This window comes from Mycobacterium sp. ZZG (assembly GCF_054786995.1).
Genome location: NZ_JBTBFV010000002.1, coordinates 1 through 19,200 on the forward strand (window position 1 = coordinate 1; position 19,200 = coordinate 19,200).

Here is a 19,200-nt window from a genome sequence, read left to right on the forward strand (position 1 = left end):
GCCCGGCAACCGACTCCGCATCCAACAGCTCACGCTGATCCTCAGAATGCCCCTGCATCCATTAATCATCTCGAGAACCCAGCCACAAACCCCGCCACCACGCCGGATTAATTCAGCAGACTCCTAGTGGGTCACGACGAAGCGGTGCGACGCACGGGGGCCGTGGTCAGCAACCTCCTCACTGATCAATCGTGATTGCCCCTTTCTCGTAGCGGGGTCCGCTCGATGGACACCGCCAGACGGATGTCACCGACCCTTTTCACGGTCAACCGTGAAAACTCCGGCGGCCGTCCCCGCATCGTCCAGCGCGGCCGCCATCGCCGCTGCTCTCATCTCGTCGTCGTCGACCGCGGTGTACCGCTCAGTCGTTGCGATCGAGGCGTGACCGAGCAGCCGCTGCACCGCTCGTAGATTGCGGGTGCCGCGGTAGGCGCGCGTTGCGAAGCGGTGCCGGGCGCTATGGAGTGTCCACGGCGGGGGAAGCGCTTGCTGGGCAAGCTGGCCGATGAACTTGGGGGCGACGTGGCCGCCTTCGTAGTTCGGGAACATGTAGTCCTCGGATGGTCCTGGCCGCGGCCGGCCCGTCGCGGCTGTCCCCTCCGGCGGTCCCTGGCGGATGAGGCTGGCCAGTGAGTCGTTGAGCGGCACGATCCGCTGCTTGCTGCCTTTGCCGTGGACGAGGAGTTGCGAGCCGCCGGCCCCGTCCATGAGGTCTCGGGTTCGGACTTGGGCGATCTCACCGCGGCGCAGCCCGGCCTCAGCGGCCAGGCGCAGGATCAGGGTGGTTCGGGCGTCGGCGGCGGCTAGTGCTGTGTGCCAGGCGTCGTCGGGCAGCGGTCGGGGTTGTCCGTGGTTCGGTTTGACGGTCGGTAGGTCGTCTGCGATGTGGGCGGGGATGCGTTTGGCCTTGAATGCCCACAGGAAGAACAGCCGAGCTGCGGCGCGATTGCTGCGGCGGGTTTCGATCTTCCAATCTGTGTGGTGGGCGAGCCAGCGGATCAGATCGGCGCCCGTGACGTCTTGTGGTCGGCCGCCGAGTTCGCGCGCCATCGCGGTGAGCTGGATGTTTCGCAGCTCGATGGTTCGCTCGGAGCGGCCTGCGGCCCGCAGGGTGTCGAGATAGTCGTCGATCATCGTTGCCCAGATCGTCACTGCAGGTGCTCCAGCTCGTCAGCTGCCTCGATCAGCGCGGCAGCGAGTAGGCGGGCGGTCGCGGCGTCGACGTCCTCGCAGTGACCGGTTATGGTCCGAATGATCGTGCCGTCTGCGTACTGCATTCCGGTGATCCTCACCGTGGTCTCGCCGACTTCGCGTTCCGTGCCGGTGAAGAACCGGATCCACCTGCCGTCACCGATGTGTTCCCATGGGTAGTACGTGCCGTCTTCGGCCGGCGGCGCGACGTCGGCGTAGAGAAGCCGCAGCAGCGTTCTGGCTGACGTATTCGCGCGCCGAGAATAGTAGGGTCTCTGCGTGGTCTTCCGGGGAGCGGACACCCCGTCAGCTAAGGGGGGGACCTCGGGATGGCTCTCCCACTGCTCGAGGTAAGACACCTGAGCCGGTGTGAGCGCATCAGCAAGATCGCGCCACGTCGTCACATTGTCGCTATGAGTAGTCATCGCGTCTTTCCCCCGTGTCGTGCTCCCTGCGGGTCGACAGCGGCGGCGATGCGGGTCAGGTGCGGGTCGACGTTACGGACCCACCCCTTGACCGCGTCCTGGCATGCCTGGCCGGGCTGGGCTTCGCACAGCGGGCAGACAACGGTGAGCGCCGCCGGCGGCGCGTCGGGCGTGACGTCACCGAGCGGTGCTCGGCGATGGGTTGGGGTCATTGCATCCTCCGTCGTCGGACTGTGGGGCGAGAACTCGCCCGATAACAAGACGCACAACGCCACGGATGTACCTGCATCAGCCCAGTTCGGTACAACGCTCGGGTGGTCGGCACCCCGAAGATGCCGGGCGAACCGCCGCGGGTGCAGCCCAGCAAGAAGGTCGCCGCGCACTGGGATGAAGACGGCAACCGCGTCGGTGACTAGTCCGGCCCGATACCCTGCTGTGCATGCCGATCGCCACCCTCCGGAAGTTGCTCGCCGCACTGGCGATCGTCGGGCTACTCGTCAGCGGTATCGGCGTGGCGACGATGATGATCTTCGGCAGCCGCGGTTCCCAGCAGGAAGTCGCCGCCCCGGAGCGCAGGCCCCCGACCCCGCCGCCGCCGTCGGTACCCACCGACAAGGAGTTCCTGATCGGCGTCGTGGTGACCGCGCAGAACTGCGATCCGGCCGGGCCCTGTACGTATACATACACGATCGACCCCAAATACGTTGGGCTGCATCCATTCCCGGAATCCCCGTTCACAGTGGAGTACGAGGTGCTGGGCGGGCACCAACCGCAGCCCGGCCAGTTCACCGTGTCCGGCGACCAGGCCCAGATCCTCAAAGACGTCGTCGTCGAGGGTCCGCCGGGCGCACAGCTGTCGGCGCGGGTGGTGCGGGTCTTCGAGGTGCCGCCGGCCGCCCCCGAACCGCCACCGGCCCCCGCCGCCGGCGAGCCGGTGCCTGCGCCATGACCCCACCGCTTCCGCGCAGCCGCTGGATGCGCAACTTCCATCCGTCGCCGACGGCTCGAATCCGCCTGGTGTGCTTCCCGCACGCCGGCGGTTCGGCGAGCTACTACTTTCCGATGTCGTCGGCGCTGTCGCCTGAATTCGACGTCTACGGCGTGCAGTACCCCGGCCGTCAGGACCGGTACAGCGAGCCCTTCATCGAGACCATCGACGACCTCGCCGACCAGGCCTATGCCGCGCTCAGCGCGGTGCCCGACGCGCCGCTGGCGTTCTTCGGGCACAGCATGGGCGCGGTGCTCGCCTTCGAGGTGGCGCGGCGCTGTGAGGCAGCGGGAAACCGGCAGGTGGTGACGGTGTTCGCGTCCGGGTCGCGGGCGCCGAGCCGTTACGGCGACGAACGCCAGGCCAAGACCGACACCGACCTCGTCGGCGTGATGCGCGAACTCGGCGGCACAGATCCGCGCGTCCTGGCCAACCCCGAGCTGCTGGACACGTTCCTACCCGCGTTCCGCAACGACTACCGCGCGCTGCAGGACTACCACCGCAGCCCCGACGTCGGGATCCACGCACCGGTGGTGGTGATGACCGCGACCGACGACCCGAAGACCAGCGAGGCTGACGCCCGCGCGTGGCACCAGCACACCACCGGCGGCGGCCAGGTGCACACGTTCGCCGGCGGTCATTTCTACCTGGAGAAACAACCGCACAAAGTTGTCGAGATCGTCGTCAGGACCCTGCGCGACATCAGTTGACGCCCGGCCGCTGAGTCAGGCCCCGGCCGGAACCACCCCGCGCGGCATCGGCAGTGGCAGATCGTTATAGGTCGCGATGCCCGGCGCTGCCGCGACGACGGCCGGGATCGCGTGGATCGGCGGCATCGCGGTCATGATGTGGCCGAGCACGAAGAAGTCCTCGATGGTCTTGGCGTTCTCGATCATGTCCGGCGGGGGCAGGAAGCCGACCGCCATGTTGACCGTGGGCCGGCCCTCGATCGTGATCTTCCAGCCGTCGCCGTCGAGCTGCCAGTCCGGTTCGAGGGTCTGGCCTTTCTTCCAGCGGACGTTGATGTCGATGACGGTCCGTCCCTGGTAGATGCCCTGCCAGCTGGCATACACGCCGGCCACATGACCGGCGGGGATCGTCCACGACGCCATCACGAGGTCCTCGGTGGTCTGCGCGTACTCCGGCACGCACGTGATCTCGTCGAGCTCGATGCCGAGCGCGTCGGCGACCAACTGCACCGCTTCGGCGAACACGGCCGTGCCCTTGGAGGCCATCGGTTGCAGATCCGGGTCGTCGATCGCGGTGCCGAAACCGACGGGCCGCTCGGTGTCGGGGGAGTCGTAGAGCGTGGTGTCGGCCGACTCGGCGATCGTGACCTTGTCGATGCGGTCGCACGCGGTGCCGGCGACGATGGCGAGCAGTTCGGCGAAACCGGGGCTGACCCCGGACCCGAACAGTGTCGACCCGCCGCGCTGGCAGGCGTTGGCCAGCCGGTCCCGGTCGGCGCCGAGGTTGCGCCCGGTGATGAATGACGCGGAGGCCACGACGTTGATTCCGGCTTCGAGGATCTGCACCAGCTCGTCGACGTCGATCCACATCGGGTTGTAGACCACGACGTCCGGTTTCAGCGCCAGCAGCGCGTCGACGTCGTTGGTGGCGGCGATGCCCAGCGGCTCGATGCCCGCCAGCTCGCCCGCGTCACGGCCGACCTTGTCCTCAGACCATGCATAGAGGCCGACCAGTTCGAGATTGGGATTGCCGGCGATCGCGGCCACCGAGGACTTTCCTACGTTTCCCGTCGTCCACTGAACGACCCGATACGACACATTGTTGGGCACTCGCTCAGCATAGGTTCGGCCCAGCCGCCCCCGGCCGGGATTCGGCGAAATCAGACGACGGGTGTCAGGACCGCCTTGCCGGTGCGGGTCTGGCCCGACCGGTCGATCCACGTCAGGTCCAGCACGTCGCCCACGTAGTGGCGATCCAGCACGGACGTCAAGGTGTTGGTCGAGTCGAGCTGGACGCCGTCGAGCACGACGATGACGTCGCCGGGCATCAGTCCGGCCAGCTGGGCCGGACCGCCGTTCATCACTTCCTGGATCAGCACGCCCGGCGTGTCCCGCGGAGCGGTCCGGACCCCGACGCCGAGGAGGACGGGCGGGCCGATGTGCACGGTGTCGGACGGCACCCCGGCCTGGATCTGGCGTGCGACGGTCATGGCGTCGTTGATCGGGATCGCGAAGCCCTTGCCGCCGGGACCCATGCGGAAGTTCACCGACGCCGCAGTCGTGATGCCCACGACACGGCCCGCGCCGTCGACCACCGGGCCTCCGGAATCGCCGGCGCGCACGGGCGCGGCGAACTCGAACAGCCCGGTCAGCTCGTCCTTGGTACCGGTGAGCGTGTCCTCGGCCTGCACGGTGCGGCCGAATGCGGTCAGGGTGCCGACCTCGCGGGTCAGCGGCGCGTCGGTGCCCATCGCGTTGCCGAGCGCGATGACGGGCTGACCAGGGGCCAGCACGTAGGCGTCCCCGATGGGCGCCGCCGGCAGCCCGGCGGCGCCGAGCAGTTGCAGCACGGCGATGTCGCGTCCCCGGTCGTATCCGACGATCTGGGCGGGGTAGGCGCGTCCCCCGACGGTGCCGGTGATGCGGTCGGCGCCCTGCACGACGTGGAAGTTCGTCAGCACCTGCCCGCCCGGGTCGAGCACGACGCCCGTACCGAGGCCGATGACACCCTGATAGTCGACCTCGGTGTCGATGCGTACCACGGACGGTTCGACTTGGGCCGCCGCGGCGACCGGATCACCGGGCGCGGCGACGGCGGGGGTCACCGGAGCCGCGAGAGCCAGGATCGCAGCCAGCGCGATCATCAGTGTCCGGTGTCGGCGAATCAGGCCCATACCCATCAATAGTGGCGGCGACGCCGGCTGCTGTCGACGTGGGCCGGTTTTCTCAGTCCTCGACGGCGACGCCGCCGCGGGTACGTTTGCGCCGACCGGGCACCGTTGCCTTGCCGGTCGGTCGGCGATTCCGCAGTTTGCCGTCGGACTCGTCCCCAGCCTCCGAGGCCGATTCGGAAGCAGGTTCGGCCAGGTCTTCGTCCTCGGACTCCTCCTGGGCCTCGACCGTCTCGGCCTCGGATTCGTCGCTGGTCTCGACCGTCTCAGCCGCGGATTCGTCGCCGGTGTCGGCGACAGTGTCCTTGCCGCGGCGGCTCTTGCGCTCCTTGGCCTTGAGCGGCTTCGGCGGCGGAGGGGGAAGCTCGGCGGCGAACGCCAGGTAGAACGCGAGCACACCCAGCAGAGCGAGCGCGGCGGCCGCACCGTAGATACCGAAGAACCACTGGCCGGCCGAGTCGAGCGACACCCAGATCTCGGTGACCGCGACCCCGATGATCAGCGCCGCGGCCAGCACGTGCAGCGCGATCGACGTGGTCCGCAGGTTCAGCGCCAGCTGCGGTGTGCCGAACTCGGGCCGACGGGTGCGCAGCAGCGTGAACACCACGGGCAGCGCCGCCAGCCCGATCAGCGCTCCGACCACGATGCGCAGCACCGTGCCCAGCGTGTGCGAAGTGTCGCCCAGCAGCTCGGGCATGCGGGGCAGGACGAAGAAGAAGTAAAGGACCCCGGCAGCGATGGAGAACGACGTGTGCCAGATCACCGCGACGGTGCGGCCCATACTCCTCCTCGATCGTGTTGCCCGAGGTGCGACCGGCGAGTCGACAGCCGGTCGCACCTCGGGCGAGTGCGGAGGATGCGGGATTTGAACCCGCGAGGGCTATTAACCCAACCCGCGTTCCAGGCGAGCGCCATAGGCCACTAGGCGAATCCTCCGTCGGCAATGGTAACCGACCCGCTCGCCGGTCCCACAAATCCGCCCGCGAGCTCCTCGTAGGCGCGGCACGAACCCGGCGTACTACACTCGCCGTGGACCCCGCGCGGCGTCCATCCTGTGAACTCCCCCAGGGCCGGAAGGCAGCAAGGGTCAACGGGCTCTGGCGGGTGCGCGGGGTCCCCTTACGTTCATCCGCAAGACGGTGAAAGGCGAGCGGTGTCGTTTCATTCGCTGGGCCGCGACGACCTGCGTGCACAGCACGAACTGCAGCAGCGCAACTACGCGGACCTGCAGGCCAAGAATCTCCGCCTCGACCTGACCCGCGGGAAGCCCTCCCCGGACCAACTCGACCTGTCGAACGGGCTGCTGGGGCTGCCGGGGAATGACCGCGGCGCATACCTGGACCGGGAGGGCACCGACAGCCGAAACTACGGAGGCCTGCACGGGCTGCCCGAGCTGCGCGCGATCTTCGGCGAGCTGCTCGGAATCCCGGTGCCCAACCTGATCGCGGGCAACAACGCCAGCCTGGAGTTCATGCACGACGCGGTGGTCTTCTCACTGCTGCACGGCGGCGTCGACTCGCCCCTGCCGTGGATCGACGAGCTGCGTGGCGGTGCCGGCGTGAAGTTCCTGTGCCCGGCCCCTGGCTACGACCGCCACTTCGCGATCACCGAGAGCCTCGGCATCGAGATGATCACGGTGCCGCTGCGCGAGGACGGCCCCGACCTCGACATGGTCGAGGAGCTCGTCGCCGCGGACCCGGCGATCAAGGGCATGTGGTCCGTGCCGGTCTACTCGAACCCCACCGGCACCACCTACTCCGACGACGCGGTCCGCCGGCTCGTCCAGATGAAAACGGCAGCAACGGATTTCCGCTTGATGTGGGACAACGCCTACGCCGTGCACACTCTCACCGACGACTTCGTCGACCCGGTGGACATCCTCGGACTGGCCGCGGCTGCCGGCCACCCCGACCGCCCGCTGGTGTTCGCGTCGACGTCGAAGATCACCTTCGCCGGCGCGGGTGTCAGCTTTTTCGGGGGCTCGTCGGACACCATCGCCTGGTATCTGAAGCACGCCGGCAAGAAGTCGATCGGCCCCGACAAGGTGAACCAGTTGCGGCACGCCCGGTTCTTCGGCGACGCCGATGGGGTCCGGTCGCACATGCGGCGCCACCGTGAGCTGCTCGCACCGAAGTTCGCGCTCGCGCTGGAGATCCTTGCGGACCGGTTCGGCGACTCCAAGATCGCGTCCTGGACCGAGCCGAAGGGCGGCTACTTCATCAGCCTCGACGTGCTGCCCGGCACCGCCAAACGCACGGTCGCGCTGGCCAAGGACGCGGGCATCGCGGTCACCGAGGCGGGTGCGTCTTTCCCGTACCGAAAAGACCCGGACGACAAGAACATCCGCATCGCACCGACGTTCCCCGCGCTGTCGGACCTGCGCGAGGCCATCGACGGGCTGGCCACGTGCGCGCTGCTGTCTGCGACCGAGCAGCTGCTGGCGCTGCCCCCCGAGAAGTAGTCGGACCGGGTCGGTAGCCTGCTTCCGTGGCTCTCTACCGCAAGTACCGACCGGCGACGTTTGCAGAGGTCGTCGGCCAGGAACACGTCACCGAGCCGCTGTCGACGGCGCTCAACTCCGGCCGCATCAACCACGCCTATCTGTTCTCGGGTCCGCGCGGCTGCGGCAAGACCTCGTCGGCGCGCATCCTCGCCCGCTCCCTCAACTGCGCCGAGGGGCCGACAGCCACACCGTGCGGAGTGTGCGACTCGTGCGTGGCGCTGGCCCCCAACGGGCCCGGCAACATGGACGTCACCGAACTCGACGCGGCCAGCCACGGCGGCGTCGACGACACCAGGGAGCTCCGCGACCGCGCGTTCTACGCCCCCGCCCAGTCGCGCTACCGCATCTTCATCGTCGACGAGGCGCACATGGTCACCACGGCCGGCTTCAACGCGCTGCTCAAGATCGTCGAGGAGCCACCCGAGCACCTGATCTTCGTGTTCGCCACCACCGAGCCGGAGAAGGTGCTGCCGACCATCCGGTCGCGCACCCACCACTATCCGTTCCGGCTGCTGGCGCCGCGCACCATGCGCACGCTGATCGAGAAGATCGTCGCCTCCGAGAGCGTGCAGGTCGACGATGCGGTGTACCCGCTGGTCATCCGCGCCGGCGGCGGTTCCCCCCGCGACACCCTGAGCGTGCTGGATCAGCTGCTGGCCGGCGCCGACGGTAATCACGTCGCCTACCAGCGCGCGCTGGCCCTGCTCGGCGCCACCGACGTCGCGCTGATCGACGACGCCATCGACGCGCTGGCGGCCGGTGACGCCGCCGCGCTGTTCGGCGCGGTCGAGGGTGTCGTCGACGCCGGCCACGATCCGCGCCGCTTCGCCAGCGATCTGCTCGAGCGATTCCGCGACCTGATCGTGCTGCAGGCCGTGCCCGACGCAGTGGCCCGCGGCGTGGTCGACGGCCCCGAGGACGAGCTGGAGCGCATGCGCGATCAGGCCGCCCGGCTCGGCACCGCCACGCTGACCCGCTACGCCGAAGTCATGCACGCCGGGCTCGGCGAGATGCGCGGCGCCACGGCGCCGCGGCTGCTGCTGGAGGTGGCGTGCGCGCGGCTGCTGTTGCCGTCTGCCAGTGACACCGAGGCCGCGCTGCTGCAGCGGGTCGAGCGGATCGAGACCCGGCTGGACATGTCGATTCCGGCCAGCGACGAGATCGACGCCACGCCGGCTGTGCCGCGCAAACAGTTCGTCCGCAAGAGCGAGGCGGCCCCGTCCGCGGCTCCTTCCGCATCCGCTCAGCCGCCCACCGAGCCGGCCCCTGCTCCGCCCGCTCCGCCGGCGGCGCCGGTGCCACCCCGGCCGGAGCCTGAAGCCGTTGCGCCCGAGCCCGTTCCGGTGCCGCCCCCGGTGCGGCCGCCTGCCGCGCCGGCTGTGCAGGCGCCGCCGACCACCCCGGCGGCGGCCGTCGCCGCGGGTGAACCGGGCGCGGCCGCGGTGCGCGGCATGTGGACCACGGTGCGGGAGAAGGTGCGTGAACGCAGCCGGACCACCGAGGTGATGCTCGCCGGTGCGATCGTGCGTGCCGTCGAAGGTGACACCCTGATCCTGAGCCACGAATCGGCGCCGCTGGCCAGACGGCTGTGCGAACAGCGCAACGCCGACGTGATCCGGGAGGCGCTCAAGGATGCGCTCGGGGTGAATTGGAAGGTGGTCTGTGAGACCGGCGCCCCGGCCGCAGCCGCCGCGCCACCCGCGCGGGAGCAGCGGGCCCCGTCCGAGGCCCCGCCGCCGCCCGACATGGACGACGAGGAGAGCATGCTGGCCGAGGCCGGCAACTCCGACCCGGCCGCCCCGCGCCGCGATCCGGAGGAGGCGGCGCTGGAACTGCTGCAGAACGAGCTCGGCGCCCGCCGCATCGACGGTTAGCGGTCAGGCGCGCTACGCGCTCCACCACGGCCGTAACGGCAATCCGCCGTCGCCGCCGCGTTCGTCCAGCTTGACCGCGAGCACCTGGTGCAGCTGAATGGCGTTCTGCTCGAACCCGACCCGCGAGGCAGCGATATACAGCCCCCACACCTTGGCGGTGGGCAGACCGACCTCGGCCACCGCGTCGTCCCAGTGCTCCACCAGGTTGCGGCTCCAGTCCCGCAGCGTCATCGCGTAGTGGTGGCGCAGATTCTCCTCGTGCACCACCTCCAGGCCGACGTCCTGCACCTCGGTGATGATCCGGCCCGAGCCGGTCAGCTCCCCGTCGGGGAACACGTACCGGTCGATGAAGCCGCCCGCCGTGGCGTGGCTGCGGTTGTTGTTACGGGTGATGCAGTGATTGAGCAGCAGGCCGCCGGGGCGCAGCTTGGACTTCAGGAACCGGAAGTACGACGGGTAGTTGGCGACGCCGATGTGCTCGGTGAGCCCGATCGAGGACACCGCGTCGAAATGGGACTCGCGCACGTCGCGATAGTCACCGTGGCGGACCTCGGCCAGGTCACCGAGGCCGTCCCGCTCGATCGCGGCCGCGGCCCACTGAGCCTGTTCCTTCGACAACGTCACCCCGACCGCCCTGACGCCGTGCCGGGCCGCGTAGCGCACCATCCCGCCCCAGCCGCAGCCGACGTCGAGCAACCGGTCGCCCGGCTTGAGCCGCAGCTTCTCGAACACCAACCGGTACTTGTTCTCCTGCGCCTCCTCCATGGTGGCGTCGGGGTGCGGATAGCACGCACAGGTGTAGGTCATCGACGGCCCGAGCACCCACTCGTAGAAATTGTTCGAGACGTCGTAGTGGTGCTGGATCGCTTCGGCGTCACGGGTCTTGCTGTGCCGCAACCCCTCTGCGATACGCCGCCACCGCGGCAGTGCCTCCTGGGGCGGCGGCGCGATCGGCTTGAGATGCTCGATCCCGATCGACCTGACGATGTTGGCCAGCACCCGTGCGGGGGGCCGCTTGTATTCGAGCCGATCGGTCAGCGCGGTAAGCAGTTCATAAGGGTCGCCCGGATGCACACCGTTGAGCCGCAGATCTCCGGCGACGTAGGCGCGCGCCAGCCCGAGATCGCCGGGAGCGGTGGCGAGGTAGGTGGTTCCCCTCGGGCTCAGCAGATCCAGGCCGAGCGTCGCATCTTCGGGACCCACGCTGCTGCCGTCATAGGCGGTGAACTTCAGGGGTCGCCGGCCCGCGGCGAAGATCGCCAGCACCTCGGCCAGGGTCAGTTTGTGATCCCCGGGCGCCGCCGGTTCATGGGTACGTTCCCGGAAAGTGGTCATTGTCTCCGCACCGCCTTCGCATACAGATCGAGGAAACGGGAGTCTGGGTCGTAGGTTTTCTTCACTGTTTTGTACATCTCCCCTCCGTAGAGGGAATCAAACTCTTCCGGCGAGTAGTACGCGTCCGAATACAGCGATTTGTGACCGTCGAGCTCGCTGACCTTGCGTTCGATCATCCTGTTGGTGTGGCCCTCTTCGGGGCCCACCGGCACCGACGACCAGAACCCCACGTTCACATAGGTGTGGTTCGGCCGGATCGGGTACAGCGGCCAGTCCCGGCTGTCGCGGAGCCGCAACGGGCACAACCAGATCGGCTCGATCGGCACGGTGTCGAGAAACCACTGCAGGAACGCGACGGTCCGCTCGATCGGCACCTCGACGTCCTGCACCACCCGCTCGCGCGGGGGCCTGCCGTTGCGTTTCTCGATGCGATCGGCGATGTCGTAGCGCTGGTCGTAGCCGATGAGCTTCCAGTAGAAGCTGCTGCGCCGGTACCGCCGTGGCCACCAGCGCCGGATCCGGGGGTTCTGCGCGCCGAAAGCCCTTGAGCACCAGAACCAGTCGGTGTCCCAGCGCCACAGGTAGTCATTTATGGTCAGCCGGTCGTGCTTCTCGGCTCCGTCGGCGGCACCGTCATGCTGGATGGAGCGGTAGTAGATGTCCTGGCCGGTGTAGTCGCTGACCGGACCCGGTGTCGCGGAGCGGTGACCGAGGCACAGGTAGCTCTCGTCGGTGCTGAACACCACGCCGTCGAGGTAGTCCACGACTTCGCCGTTCCAGCCGCCGGTCTCGACGATGCGGTCCATCGCCTCGAGCAGGGCCGGCAGTGAATGAAAACGCAGATGGCGCAACGTAACGAACGGCTTCACCGGCTCCAGTTCGATCGTCAATCGCACCGAATAACCCAGTGTCCCATAGGAGTTCGGGAACGCCCGGAACAGCTCGGGGTTCTCGTCGGGCGAGGCGCGCAGGATGTCGCCGGTGCCGGTCAGGACGTCCATCTCGAGCACGGACTCGTGCGGCAGACCGTTGCGGAACGACGCGGATTCGATGCCGAGCCCGGTGACCGCGCCGCCGAGCGTGATGGTCTTGAGCTGAGGCACCACCAGCGGGGAGAGCCCGTAGGGCAGCGTCGCGGCGACCAGGTCCTCATAGGTGCACATTCCGGCGACCTCGGCGGTGCCGGCGTCCGGATCCACCGCGACGACGCCTGTGAGTCCCGAAGTGTCCAGCCCCTTGCTGGTGTTGCGCGCCCGCGCGCGGAACAGGTTCGACGTGGGTTTGGCGAGGCGGACGGTGGCGTTGGCCGGAATGTCCCGGTAACTGGCCAACAACCGCTGCACGCCGTCGGCGTGAGCGGCCCGTGCGTCGGTCGAGGCAACAGGCACAGATATACGCTAGTCCGAGGTCGACACCTGTGCGACCGCACTCGACTTTCGTGACCCGCTCTTGACAAGGAGATTGCTCTGATGGGACAGGTCAGCGCGACCAGCACGGTCCTGATCGACGCCGATCCCGCGACGGTACTGGGAGCCGTCGCCGACTACCAGGCCATGCGGCCGAAGATCCTCTCCGCGCACTACAGCGGTTACCGGGTGCTCGAAGGCGGGCAGGGCGCGGGCACCGTCGCTGAGTGGAAACTGCAGGCCACCAAGTCGCGCTCCCGCGATGTCAAGGCCAGCGTTGACGTCGCGGGGCGCACCGTGATCGAAAAAGACGCGAACTCGTCGATGGTGACCAACTGGACCGTCGCCCCCGCGGGCCCGGGATCATCGGTGACCGTGAAGACGTCGTGGCAGGGCGCCGGTGGAGTCGGCGGTTTCTTCGAGAAGACGTTCGCCCCGATCGGGCTCCGCAAGATCCAGGCCGAGGTGCTCGGCAACCTCAAGCGCGAGGTGGAGGGGACCGTCGGTGTCGAAGGGGTCCAGGGCTAGGACTGGCCCAGGAACGCCACGACGCCGCGCACGACGGCGTCGGCGTAGCGCTGCCGTCCCTCCGGGGATTTCATCAGCCCGGAGTCGACCGGATTCTTCATGTTGCCCAGCTCGACCAGGATGGACGGGTACTGCGCAAGGTTGAGTCCGGCGATGTCGGACCGCGGGTTCAGGCCTTGCTGGCCGATGTAGGTGGCCGGCGGGATCCCGGACCCGGCCAGCTGATCACGCATCGCCCTGGCGAACTGCACCGACGGGCCGGCCTGCGCGGCATTGAGCGGCGGTGACGAATACAGCACGTGGAACCCGCGGCCGGTGGGCGGGCCGCCGTCGGCGTGGATCGACACCACCGCGTCGGGCGTCAGCGAGTTCGCCATCGCGGCGCGCTCGTCGACGCACGGGCCCAGCCCGGTGTCGTCGCCGCGGGACATCGCGGTGCGCACCCCGAGCGCGTGCAGGGCCTGGCGGACGCGCAGCGTGGTGTCCCAGGCGAAGGTGTGCTCGGGGAAGCCGTCCTCGGTGGAGGTGCCGCTGGCCTGGCAGTCCTTGGTGCCGCCGCGACCGGTCGGCACCTGCCTGCTGATCGAGGCGTCGTTGGAGCCGTTGTGGCCTGGGTCGAGGAAGACGATCTTGCCCGCAAGGTTGGTCGGCGCAGCTTGGGCGGGACCGGCGGGCAAGGCGGCGACGAGCATCGCGGCCACCGCGGCGGCCCCGACACGCAGGATTGCTGGCACGGGCACGGCGACACGGTAGCGCCCGTGCCGACTACGCTGGAAGCCCGAAGTGACGCTTGTGGACGAGCGCAACCAAGTCGAGACCGATACTTGATCAATCTGCTTACCGAACACGTACGAAGAGGACCAGTCATGCAGCCCGGTGGCCAACCCGATATGTCAGCCCTTCTCGCTCAGGCTCAGCAGGTCCAGCAGCAGCTGATGGAGGCGCAGGCGGCGCTGGCCGCCGCCGAGGTGCAGGGACAGGCCGGCGGTGGGCTGGTACAGGTCACCATGCGCGGCAGCGGCGAGGTGGTGGCCGTGCGGATCGACCCCAAGGTCGTCGATCCGTCCGATGTGGAGACGTTGCAGGACCTTGTCCTCGGCGCCATCGCCGATGCCGCCAAGCAGGTGACCATGCTGGCCCATGACCGGCTGGGTCCGCTGGCAGGCGGCATGGGCGGTCTCGGTTTGCCGGGTATGTGACTTGTTCGAAGGACCTGTCCAGGATCTGATCGACGAGCTCGGCAAGCTGCCCGGGATCGGACCGAAGAGCGCCCAGCGGATCGCGTTCCATCTGCTCTCGGTCGAGCCGCCCGACATCGACCGGTTGACTGCTGTCCTGAACCGAGTCCGCGACGGCGTGACGTTCTGCGCGGTGTGCGGCAACGTCAGCGACGACGAGCGCTGCCGCATCTGCTCCGACCCGCGCCGGGACGCGTCGCTGGTGTGTGTCGTCGAAGAGCCCAAAGACGTCCAGGCCGTCGAGCGGACCCGGGAATTCCGTGGCCGCTACCACGTGCTCGGCGGAGCGCTGGACCCGTTGTCCGGTGTCGGACCCGACCAGCTGCGAATCCGCGAACTACTCAACCGGATCGGTGAGCGCGTCGACGGGGTGGAGGTCGCAGAGGTCATCATCGCGACCGACCCCAACACCGAGGGCGAGGCGACGGCGACGTACCTGGTGCGGATGCTGCGGGACATCCCCGGGCTGACGGTCACGCGGATCGCGTCGGGCCTGCCGATGGGCGGGGATCTGGAGTTCGCCGACGAGTTGACGCTGGGGCGCGCGCTGGCAGGCCGCCGGGCGATGGCGTAGTTCGCGGCTCGCCGTCGCTGCCAACCACTTTCGTCACAGGATTCGACGTTGTGCAGCGGAAGTGCGAGTGGGCGGCTGAGAAACGTGGATAGCTGTGGCTCGCGTGACCGGGGGGAGTGTCGGGGTCGGGTGGCCTAGTCCCATAACCACTTTCGTCACAGGATTCGACGTTGTGCAGCCGAAGTGCGAGTGGACGGCTGAGAAACGTGGATAGCTGTGGCTCGCGTGACCGGGGGGAGTGTCGGGATCGGCGGGACAGCGTGATACGTAAGGTGGTCGCCCGAATCTGTCGGTGGGTATTGGCACCATTCCTGACATGGGTGAAGTCATTCTGGGCGGGGAGGCCGTCCGAGCCGGTGTCGTGACCCGGCACGAGCTCGCACGCTGGTACACGCCGTTGTACCGCGGCGTATTCGTCCCTAAAGGAGTCGACGTCTCGTTGCGCGATCGTGCCATCGGCGCGTGGTTGGCGACTGGACGCAAAGGAGTGATTGCCGGGCTCGCGGCGGCCGCACTGCACGGAGCGCCGTGGATCGATGCCGATATCCCGATCGAAGTGACCGGGGTGAAGCGTCGCACCCAAGACGGACTGATCATCCGGACGGACATGCTCGCCGACGATGAGATCGTCCGGCGCTCCGGTCTTCCGGTCACCTCACGCACCAGGACGGCCTTCGACCTCGGACGTCTGCTCGACCGCAGCGAGGCGTTGGCGCGGCTGGACGCTTTGATGTGGAACCAAGCCTTCTCCATCGACGAGGTCGCCCGGCTCGCCGACCGGCGCCCCCGCGCACACGGCGTAGGCCAGCTGCGTGACCTGTTGCCGCTCGTCGACGGCGGAGCCGCCTCACCCAAGGAGAGCAGAATCCGACTGTGGTTGCTGGACTGCGGTTTTCCGCGCCCGCAGACGCAGATTCCCATCCTGGAGGACAGTCGGCCGGTTGCATTCCTGGACCTGGGTTGGCGACAGTTCAAGGTCGCGGTGGAATACGACGGTGACCACCACCGCAAGAACCGCGAGCAGTACGTCAAGGACATCGCGCGCCTGCGGATGCTCGAGGAGCGAGGCTGGCTCGTCATCCGGGTGATCGCCGAGGACCGGCCGGCGCACTGGCTCGCCAGAACCGAGGCCGCACTGCAGAAGAGGGGATGCCGGTTGGCCGCCACCGAGATGCAGAAGTTCATCAGGACGCTCGCGGCGTAGCCGTGGCCACCTGCCTCACTCGAGCGGGGAGCCGACGGTGGCCCTGCAGGATCACACCCGGCGCGGTGCCGCCAGCCGCTCGCGGCGCAACTGGTGGACCTCCGGCAGATCGAGCGGGGCAAGGGGCCCGACCACCTTGGCGAGAAGATAGTCGGCGAGTTCCGGATTCCGGGCCAGGCAGCACCCGTGCAGGTAGGTCGCGACGATACTGCCCTGTACTGCGCCGTCGATACCGCCCCCGGCCCGGTTGCCCGCCCCCTTCGTCACCTTCGCCAGCGGTCGGGCCTGCGGGCCCAGAACTGTTCCACCCCTGTGGTTCTCGAAACCGGTCAGCGGCTCGGTGAGCCCGTCGATCAGCGGTGTCGCTGCCACCTCGCCGATCGTGCGCTCGGGTTGCGGGGACGTCGTCACGTCCAGCACACCGACCCCGTCGACGCGTTCCCCGGCCGAGGTCTCGTACCAGTGGCCCAGCACCTGGATTGCCGCGCAGATCGCCAGCACGGGAGCGCCCCGTGAAATCGCCTGCTGCAGACCGGGATAACGGGCGAGGTGTTTGGTCGCCAGCCGTTGGGCGTAGTCTTCGGCGCCGCCGAGGGTGTAGAGGTCCAGCTCCGCGGGCACCGGATCGTCGAGCGTGATCTCGATGATCTCGGCGTCGATGCCCCGCAGCCGCAGACGTTGTCGCAGCACCACCGAGTTGCCGCCGTCGCCGTAGGTGCCCATGACGTCAGGCAGCACCAGCCCGATCCGCACCGCAGATTCGGTCATGGCAGACGCCTGTTCAGTTGCAGGAACGCGGTGTAGTTCGCCAGCACTTCCACGTGACCCGGCGGGCACGACGCGATCGCCGCCAGCGTGTCGTGCACCAGGGCGTGTTCGACGCCCGCGTACCCGAGCCGCACCGCGAGGTCGGTGCCGCGCTCGCCGGCGGCCACCACCGGCACCGACTCGAAATGCTCGAAGCGCACGTCCCACAGCCATGACAGGTCCTCGCCGTCGGGGACCTGGCCGTTGACCGCGATCACCACCCCGGCCGCGTCACGGTTCACCATCGCCAGCGCCTCCTGCCAGCCGGCGGGATTCTTGGCGAGCAGGATCCGGGCGGTGTGCGCGCCGACCTGCACGGTGCGGTAGCGACCCGCGACCTCGTCGACCGCGGACACCGCGGCCACCGCGGCCACCGGATCCGCACCGAGGGTCACGGCGGCGGCGACGGCCTGGGTTGCGTTGCCGCGGTTCACGGTGCCCGGCAGGGTCAGCGCCATCGGCAGCGACAGCCCGTCGGGCCCGTGGATGTGCGTATCGTCGAACCACCAGTCGGGGTCCGGGCGCGTGAAGTCACATCCGGTCGAATGCCAATGCGCCCCGTCGCGGACGATGACCTCGCCCGAGCGGGGACAGCTGACCGAGTCGCTGGCCCAGCCACCGCCTGCGGCCACCCACACCACGTTCGGGCTGTCGTAGGCAGCCGAGGTCATCAGCACGTCGTCGCAGTTGGCCACGACCACCGTCGACGGATGCCGGGCCAGGCCGGCGCGCAGGGTGCGCTCGATGTGGTTGATCTCACCGACCCGGTCGAGCTGATCACGCGAGAGGTTGAGCAGTATGGTGACCGCGGCCGGCACTGCATCCAAGACGTGCGGGACGTGCATCTCGTCGACCTCGAGGGCGGCCAGCGCTGCGTCGGGCGCGGCGGCCAGTGCGGCGACCAGGCCGGCGTCCATGTTGGCGCCCTCGGCGTTGGTGGCCACCGGCCCGACCGTGCCCAACGCGGCGGCGGTCATCCGCGTGGTCGTCGACTTGCCGTTCGTGCCGGTGACGACGACCGTGCGCCGGCCCCGGCCCAGTTGGCCGAGGATCGACTTGTCCAGCGTCATCGCGACCAGCCCGCCGATCATCGCGCCGGCGCCGCGTCCGGTGACGCGGGACGCCCAGCGCGCGCCTGCTCCGGCGGCCAGCGCGACACGACCGCGTGGGGTGATGACCATTCCCGGCAGTTTAGAAGAGCGGCCGACACGCGGGGTGATGAGCGGGGCTTGTCAGAGCCGCGTGCCATTCTCGAAGGGTGAGTTCAACCGCCGGAAGTCGATGGGGCAGACCCGCCGACGAGGCGGGCGCCGGCTGGGCCGTGGTCGATGTCGAGACCTCGGGTTTCCGGCCGGGCCAGGCGCGGATCGTCAGTGTCGCGGCGCTCGCGCTCAGTGACGACGGCAACGTCGAGAAGAGCCTCTACAGCCTGCTCGATCCGGGGGTGGACCCCGGTCCCACGCATGTGCACGGGCTGACCGCCGAGATGCTGGCCGGGCAACCGACGTTCGGTGACGTCGTCGGTGACCTGTGCGAAGTGCTGCGCGGCCGCACGCTCGTCGCCCACAACGTCGGGTTCGACTACTCGTTTCTGGCCGCCGAAGCCGAGATGGTGCGCGCGGAGCTGCCGGTGGACACGGTCATGTGCACCGTCGAGCTGGCCCGGCGCCTCGACCTCGGCCTGGACAACCTCCGGCTGGAGACGCTGGCCGCGCACTGGGGCGTGACCCAGATGAAGCCGCACGACGCGCTCGACGACGCGATGGTGTTGGCGCAGATCCTCAAACCCGTGCTGGTGCGCGCGCAGGAGCGCCGTAAGTGGCTCCCGGTGCATCCGGTCACGCGCCGCACCTGGCCCAACGGCCGGGTCACCCACGACGAGTTCCGGCCGCTCAAGGCGCTGGCGGCGCGGATGCCGTGCCCGTTCGCCAACCCGGGACGTTTCGTGGCCGGCAGACCCCTGGTGCAGGGCATGCGGGTGGCGCTTGCGGCCGAGGTCGGTCACACCCACGAGGAGCTCGTCGAGCGCATGCTGCACGCCGGGCTCGGGTACACCGAGGCCGTCGACGGGCACACGTCGCTGGTGGTCTGTGACGACCCGGCCCCGGAGCAGGGCAAGGGGTACCAGGCCGGCGAACACGGCGTACCGCTGCTCGGCAGTGCGGAGTTCCTGCACCGCCTCGACTCGGTGATCGGCGGTTCGGCGATCGAGGAGTTCACCGAGCGGTCGCCGGCCGGCGACCAGTTCACCTTGTTCTGACGCAGCG

At 68.8% G+C, this 19,200-nt stretch carries 20 protein-coding genes, 1 tRNA gene and 1 other RNA gene; 10 read left to right on the top strand and 12 right to left on the bottom strand.

The features are described from left to right. Positions 1–246 precede the first annotated feature (246 nt). Genes ACXMYJ_RS01480 through ACXMYJ_RS01490 form a run of 3 tightly spaced genes read right to left on the bottom strand, consistent with a single transcriptional unit; the run spans position 247 to position 1,828 of the window. Positions 247–1,152 (bottom strand): tyrosine-type recombinase/integrase, encoded by a 906-nt coding sequence (locus tag ACXMYJ_RS01480; RefSeq protein WP_460353536.1) that lies wholly within the window; start codon positions 1,150–1,152, stop codon positions 247–249. Beyond that, a complete protein-coding gene (locus ACXMYJ_RS01485) occupies positions 1,149–1,616 on the bottom strand; it encodes a hypothetical protein (RefSeq protein WP_460353538.1) in 468 nt (155 codons plus the stop codon). Before ACXMYJ_RS01485 ends, ACXMYJ_RS01480 begins: the two co-directional genes overlap by 4 nt. Then, positions 1,613–1,828, bottom strand: coding sequence for a zinc finger domain-containing protein (locus ACXMYJ_RS01490; protein ID WP_460353541.1), 216 nt, complete (start codon positions 1,826–1,828; stop codon positions 1,613–1,615). The genes ACXMYJ_RS01485 and ACXMYJ_RS01490 overlap by 4 nt, the downstream gene beginning before the upstream one ends. Before the next feature lie 227 nt (positions 1,829–2,055). Here ACXMYJ_RS01490 and ACXMYJ_RS01495 point away from each other — a divergent pair, with 227 nt between their 5' ends. Further along, positions 2,056–2,565 (top strand): hypothetical protein, encoded by a 510-nt coding sequence (locus tag ACXMYJ_RS01495; RefSeq protein WP_260755725.1) that lies wholly within the window; start codon positions 2,056–2,058, stop codon positions 2,563–2,565. Further along, positions 2,562–3,314: a thioesterase II family protein gene (locus ACXMYJ_RS01500; protein WP_260755724.1), complete on the top strand. Its 753-nt coding sequence runs from the start codon at positions 2,562–2,564 to the stop codon at positions 3,312–3,314. Before ACXMYJ_RS01495 ends, ACXMYJ_RS01500 begins: the two co-directional genes overlap by 4 nt. Before the next feature lie 15 nt (positions 3,315–3,329). On the opposite strand, the gene ACXMYJ_RS01505 is transcribed toward ACXMYJ_RS01500, so the two are convergent. The 4 genes from ACXMYJ_RS01505 to ACXMYJ_RS01520 form a co-directional block, all read right to left on the bottom strand. Continuing rightward, a complete protein-coding gene (locus ACXMYJ_RS01505) occupies positions 3,330–4,403 on the bottom strand; it encodes an NAD(P)H-dependent amine dehydrogenase family protein (protein ID WP_443187257.1) in 1,074 nt (357 codons plus the stop codon). Between the two features lie 50 nt (positions 4,404–4,453). Further along, positions 4,454–5,473, bottom strand: a complete 1,020-nt coding sequence (locus tag ACXMYJ_RS01510; protein WP_443187256.1) for a S1C family serine protease — start codon at positions 5,471–5,473, stop codon at positions 4,454–4,456. A gap of 46 nt (positions 5,474–5,519) precedes the next feature. Beyond that, complete coding sequence (locus tag ACXMYJ_RS01515; RefSeq protein ID WP_260755720.1) at positions 5,520–6,245, bottom strand: hypothetical protein; 726 nt, start codon at positions 6,243–6,245, stop codon at positions 5,520–5,522. Between the two features lie 69 nt (positions 6,246–6,314). Continuing rightward, positions 6,315–6,400: transfer RNA gene (locus tag ACXMYJ_RS01520), tRNA-Ser, on the bottom strand. A gap of 92 nt (positions 6,401–6,492) precedes the next feature. Between ACXMYJ_RS01520 and ffs the strand changes: the two genes are divergently transcribed. From ffs to ACXMYJ_RS01535, 3 genes are all read left to right on the top strand, one after another. Next, positions 6,493–6,587, top strand: an RNA gene (gene ffs / locus ACXMYJ_RS01525) — signal recognition particle sRNA small type. A gap of 30 nt (positions 6,588–6,617) precedes the next feature. Then, positions 6,618–7,925 (top strand): aminotransferase class I/II-fold pyridoxal phosphate-dependent enzyme, encoded by a 1,308-nt coding sequence (locus ACXMYJ_RS01530; RefSeq protein WP_260755719.1) that lies wholly within the window; start codon positions 6,618–6,620, stop codon positions 7,923–7,925. 26 nt (positions 7,926–7,951) lie between these two features. After that, positions 7,952–9,841 (top strand): DNA polymerase III subunits gamma/tau, encoded by a 1,890-nt coding sequence (locus ACXMYJ_RS01535; RefSeq protein ID WP_460353546.1) that lies wholly within the window; start codon positions 7,952–7,954, stop codon positions 9,839–9,841. Positions 9,842–9,853: 12 nt separating this feature from the next. Here the strand turns inward: ACXMYJ_RS01535 and ACXMYJ_RS01540 are convergent, their stop codons facing one another. Together ACXMYJ_RS01540 and ACXMYJ_RS01545 are read right to left on the bottom strand one after the other, a co-directional pair. After that, positions 9,854–11,176 (bottom strand): class I SAM-dependent methyltransferase, encoded by a 1,323-nt coding sequence (locus ACXMYJ_RS01540; protein ID WP_460353548.1) that lies wholly within the window; start codon positions 11,174–11,176, stop codon positions 9,854–9,856. Then, entirely contained in the window at positions 11,173–12,564 is a 1,392-nt protein-coding gene (locus ACXMYJ_RS01545) for an FAD-binding oxidoreductase (RefSeq protein ID WP_460353550.1), read from the bottom strand. The genes ACXMYJ_RS01540 and ACXMYJ_RS01545 overlap by 4 nt, the downstream gene beginning before the upstream one ends. Positions 12,565–12,645: 81 nt before the next feature. On the opposite strand from ACXMYJ_RS01545, the gene ACXMYJ_RS01550 reads away from it, so the two are divergent. Beyond that, on the top strand, positions 12,646–13,110 hold the full coding sequence (locus tag ACXMYJ_RS01550) for an SRPBCC family protein (RefSeq protein WP_260755715.1): 465 nt from the start codon (positions 12,646–12,648) through the stop codon (positions 13,108–13,110). Here the strand turns inward: ACXMYJ_RS01550 and ACXMYJ_RS01555 are convergent. Beyond that, positions 13,107–13,844, bottom strand: a complete 738-nt coding sequence (locus ACXMYJ_RS01555) for an Rv3717 family N-acetylmuramoyl-L-alanine amidase (protein WP_260757844.1) — start codon at positions 13,842–13,844, stop codon at positions 13,107–13,109. The two genes, ACXMYJ_RS01550 and ACXMYJ_RS01555, sit on opposite strands and share 4 nt — an antisense overlap. Before the next feature lie 132 nt (positions 13,845–13,976). On the opposite strand from ACXMYJ_RS01555, the gene ACXMYJ_RS01560 reads away from it, so the two are divergent. The 3 genes from ACXMYJ_RS01560 to ACXMYJ_RS01570 all read left to right on the top strand — a co-directional run bounded on the left by ACXMYJ_RS01560 (position 13,977) and on the right by ACXMYJ_RS01570 (position 16,126). Continuing rightward, positions 13,977–14,309, top strand: coding sequence for a YbaB/EbfC family nucleoid-associated protein (locus ACXMYJ_RS01560; RefSeq protein WP_260755714.1), 333 nt, complete (start codon positions 13,977–13,979; stop codon positions 14,307–14,309). Position 14,310: 1 nt separating this feature from the next. Continuing rightward, positions 14,311–14,922: a recombination mediator RecR gene (gene recR / locus ACXMYJ_RS01565; protein WP_443187264.1), complete on the top strand. Its 612-nt coding sequence runs from the start codon at positions 14,311–14,313 to the stop codon at positions 14,920–14,922. A gap of 316 nt (positions 14,923–15,238) precedes the next feature. Next, positions 15,239–16,126: a DUF559 domain-containing protein gene (locus ACXMYJ_RS01570; RefSeq protein ID WP_260755713.1), complete on the top strand. Its 888-nt coding sequence runs from the start codon at positions 15,239–15,241 to the stop codon at positions 16,124–16,126. Between the two features lie 51 nt (positions 16,127–16,177). Here the strand turns inward: ACXMYJ_RS01570 and ACXMYJ_RS01575 are convergent, their stop codons facing one another. Both ACXMYJ_RS01575 and ACXMYJ_RS01580 read right to left on the bottom strand, forming a co-directional pair. After that, positions 16,178–16,894 carry a type 1 glutamine amidotransferase gene (locus tag ACXMYJ_RS01575; RefSeq protein WP_260755712.1) on the bottom strand — a complete coding sequence of 239 codons (717 nt, stop codon included), beginning with the start codon at positions 16,892–16,894 and terminating at the stop codon, positions 16,178–16,180. Continuing rightward, positions 16,891–18,114 (bottom strand): MurT ligase domain-containing protein, encoded by a 1,224-nt coding sequence (locus tag ACXMYJ_RS01580; RefSeq protein ID WP_460353553.1) that lies wholly within the window; start codon positions 18,112–18,114, stop codon positions 16,891–16,893. The genes ACXMYJ_RS01575 and ACXMYJ_RS01580 overlap by 4 nt, the downstream gene beginning before the upstream one ends. Before the next feature lie 77 nt (positions 18,115–18,191). On the opposite strand from ACXMYJ_RS01580, the gene ACXMYJ_RS01585 reads away from it, so the two are divergent. Then, entirely contained in the window at positions 18,192–19,193 is a 1,002-nt protein-coding gene (locus tag ACXMYJ_RS01585; RefSeq protein ID WP_260755710.1) for a DEDDh family exonuclease, read from the top strand. Positions 19,194–19,200 lie beyond the last annotated feature (7 nt).

Bases quoted from the DNA above. Each gene is read 5' to 3' on its own strand.
- ACXMYJ_RS01485 (WP_460353538.1), bottom strand. From the start codon at position 1,616: ATGACTACTCATAGCGACAATGTGACGACGTGGCGCGATCTTGCTGAT.
- ACXMYJ_RS01490 (WP_460353541.1), bottom strand. From the start codon at position 1,828: ATGACCCCAACCCATCGCCGAGCACCGCTCGGTGACGTCACGCCCGAC.
- ACXMYJ_RS01495 (WP_260755725.1), top strand. From the start codon at position 2,056: ATGCCGATCGCCACCCTCCGGAAGTTGCTCGCCGCACTGGCGATCGTC.
- ACXMYJ_RS01500 (WP_260755724.1), top strand. From the start codon at position 2,562: ATGACCCCACCGCTTCCGCGCAGCCGCTGGATGCGCAACTTCCATCCG.
- ACXMYJ_RS01510 (WP_443187256.1), bottom strand. From the start codon at position 5,473: ATGGGTATGGGCCTGATTCGCCGACACCGGACACTGATGATCGCGCTG.
- ACXMYJ_RS01515 (WP_260755720.1), bottom strand. From the start codon at position 6,245: ATGGGCCGCACCGTCGCGGTGATCTGGCACACGTCGTTCTCCATCGCT.
- ACXMYJ_RS01540 (WP_460353548.1), bottom strand. From the start codon at position 11,176: ATGACCACTTTCCGGGAACGTACCCATGAACCGGCGGCGCCCGGGGAT.
- ACXMYJ_RS01550 (WP_260755715.1), top strand. From the start codon at position 12,646: ATGGGACAGGTCAGCGCGACCAGCACGGTCCTGATCGACGCCGATCCC.
- ACXMYJ_RS01560 (WP_260755714.1), top strand. From the start codon at position 13,977: ATGCAGCCCGGTGGCCAACCCGATATGTCAGCCCTTCTCGCTCAGGCT.
- ACXMYJ_RS01570 (WP_260755713.1), top strand. From the start codon at position 15,239: ATGGGTGAAGTCATTCTGGGCGGGGAGGCCGTCCGAGCCGGTGTCGTG.
- ACXMYJ_RS01575 (WP_260755712.1), bottom strand. From the start codon at position 16,894: ATGACCGAATCTGCGGTGCGGATCGGGCTGGTGCTGCCTGACGTCATG.
- ACXMYJ_RS01580 (WP_460353553.1), bottom strand. From the start codon at position 18,114: ATGGTCATCACCCCACGCGGTCGTGTCGCGCTGGCCGCCGGAGCAGGC.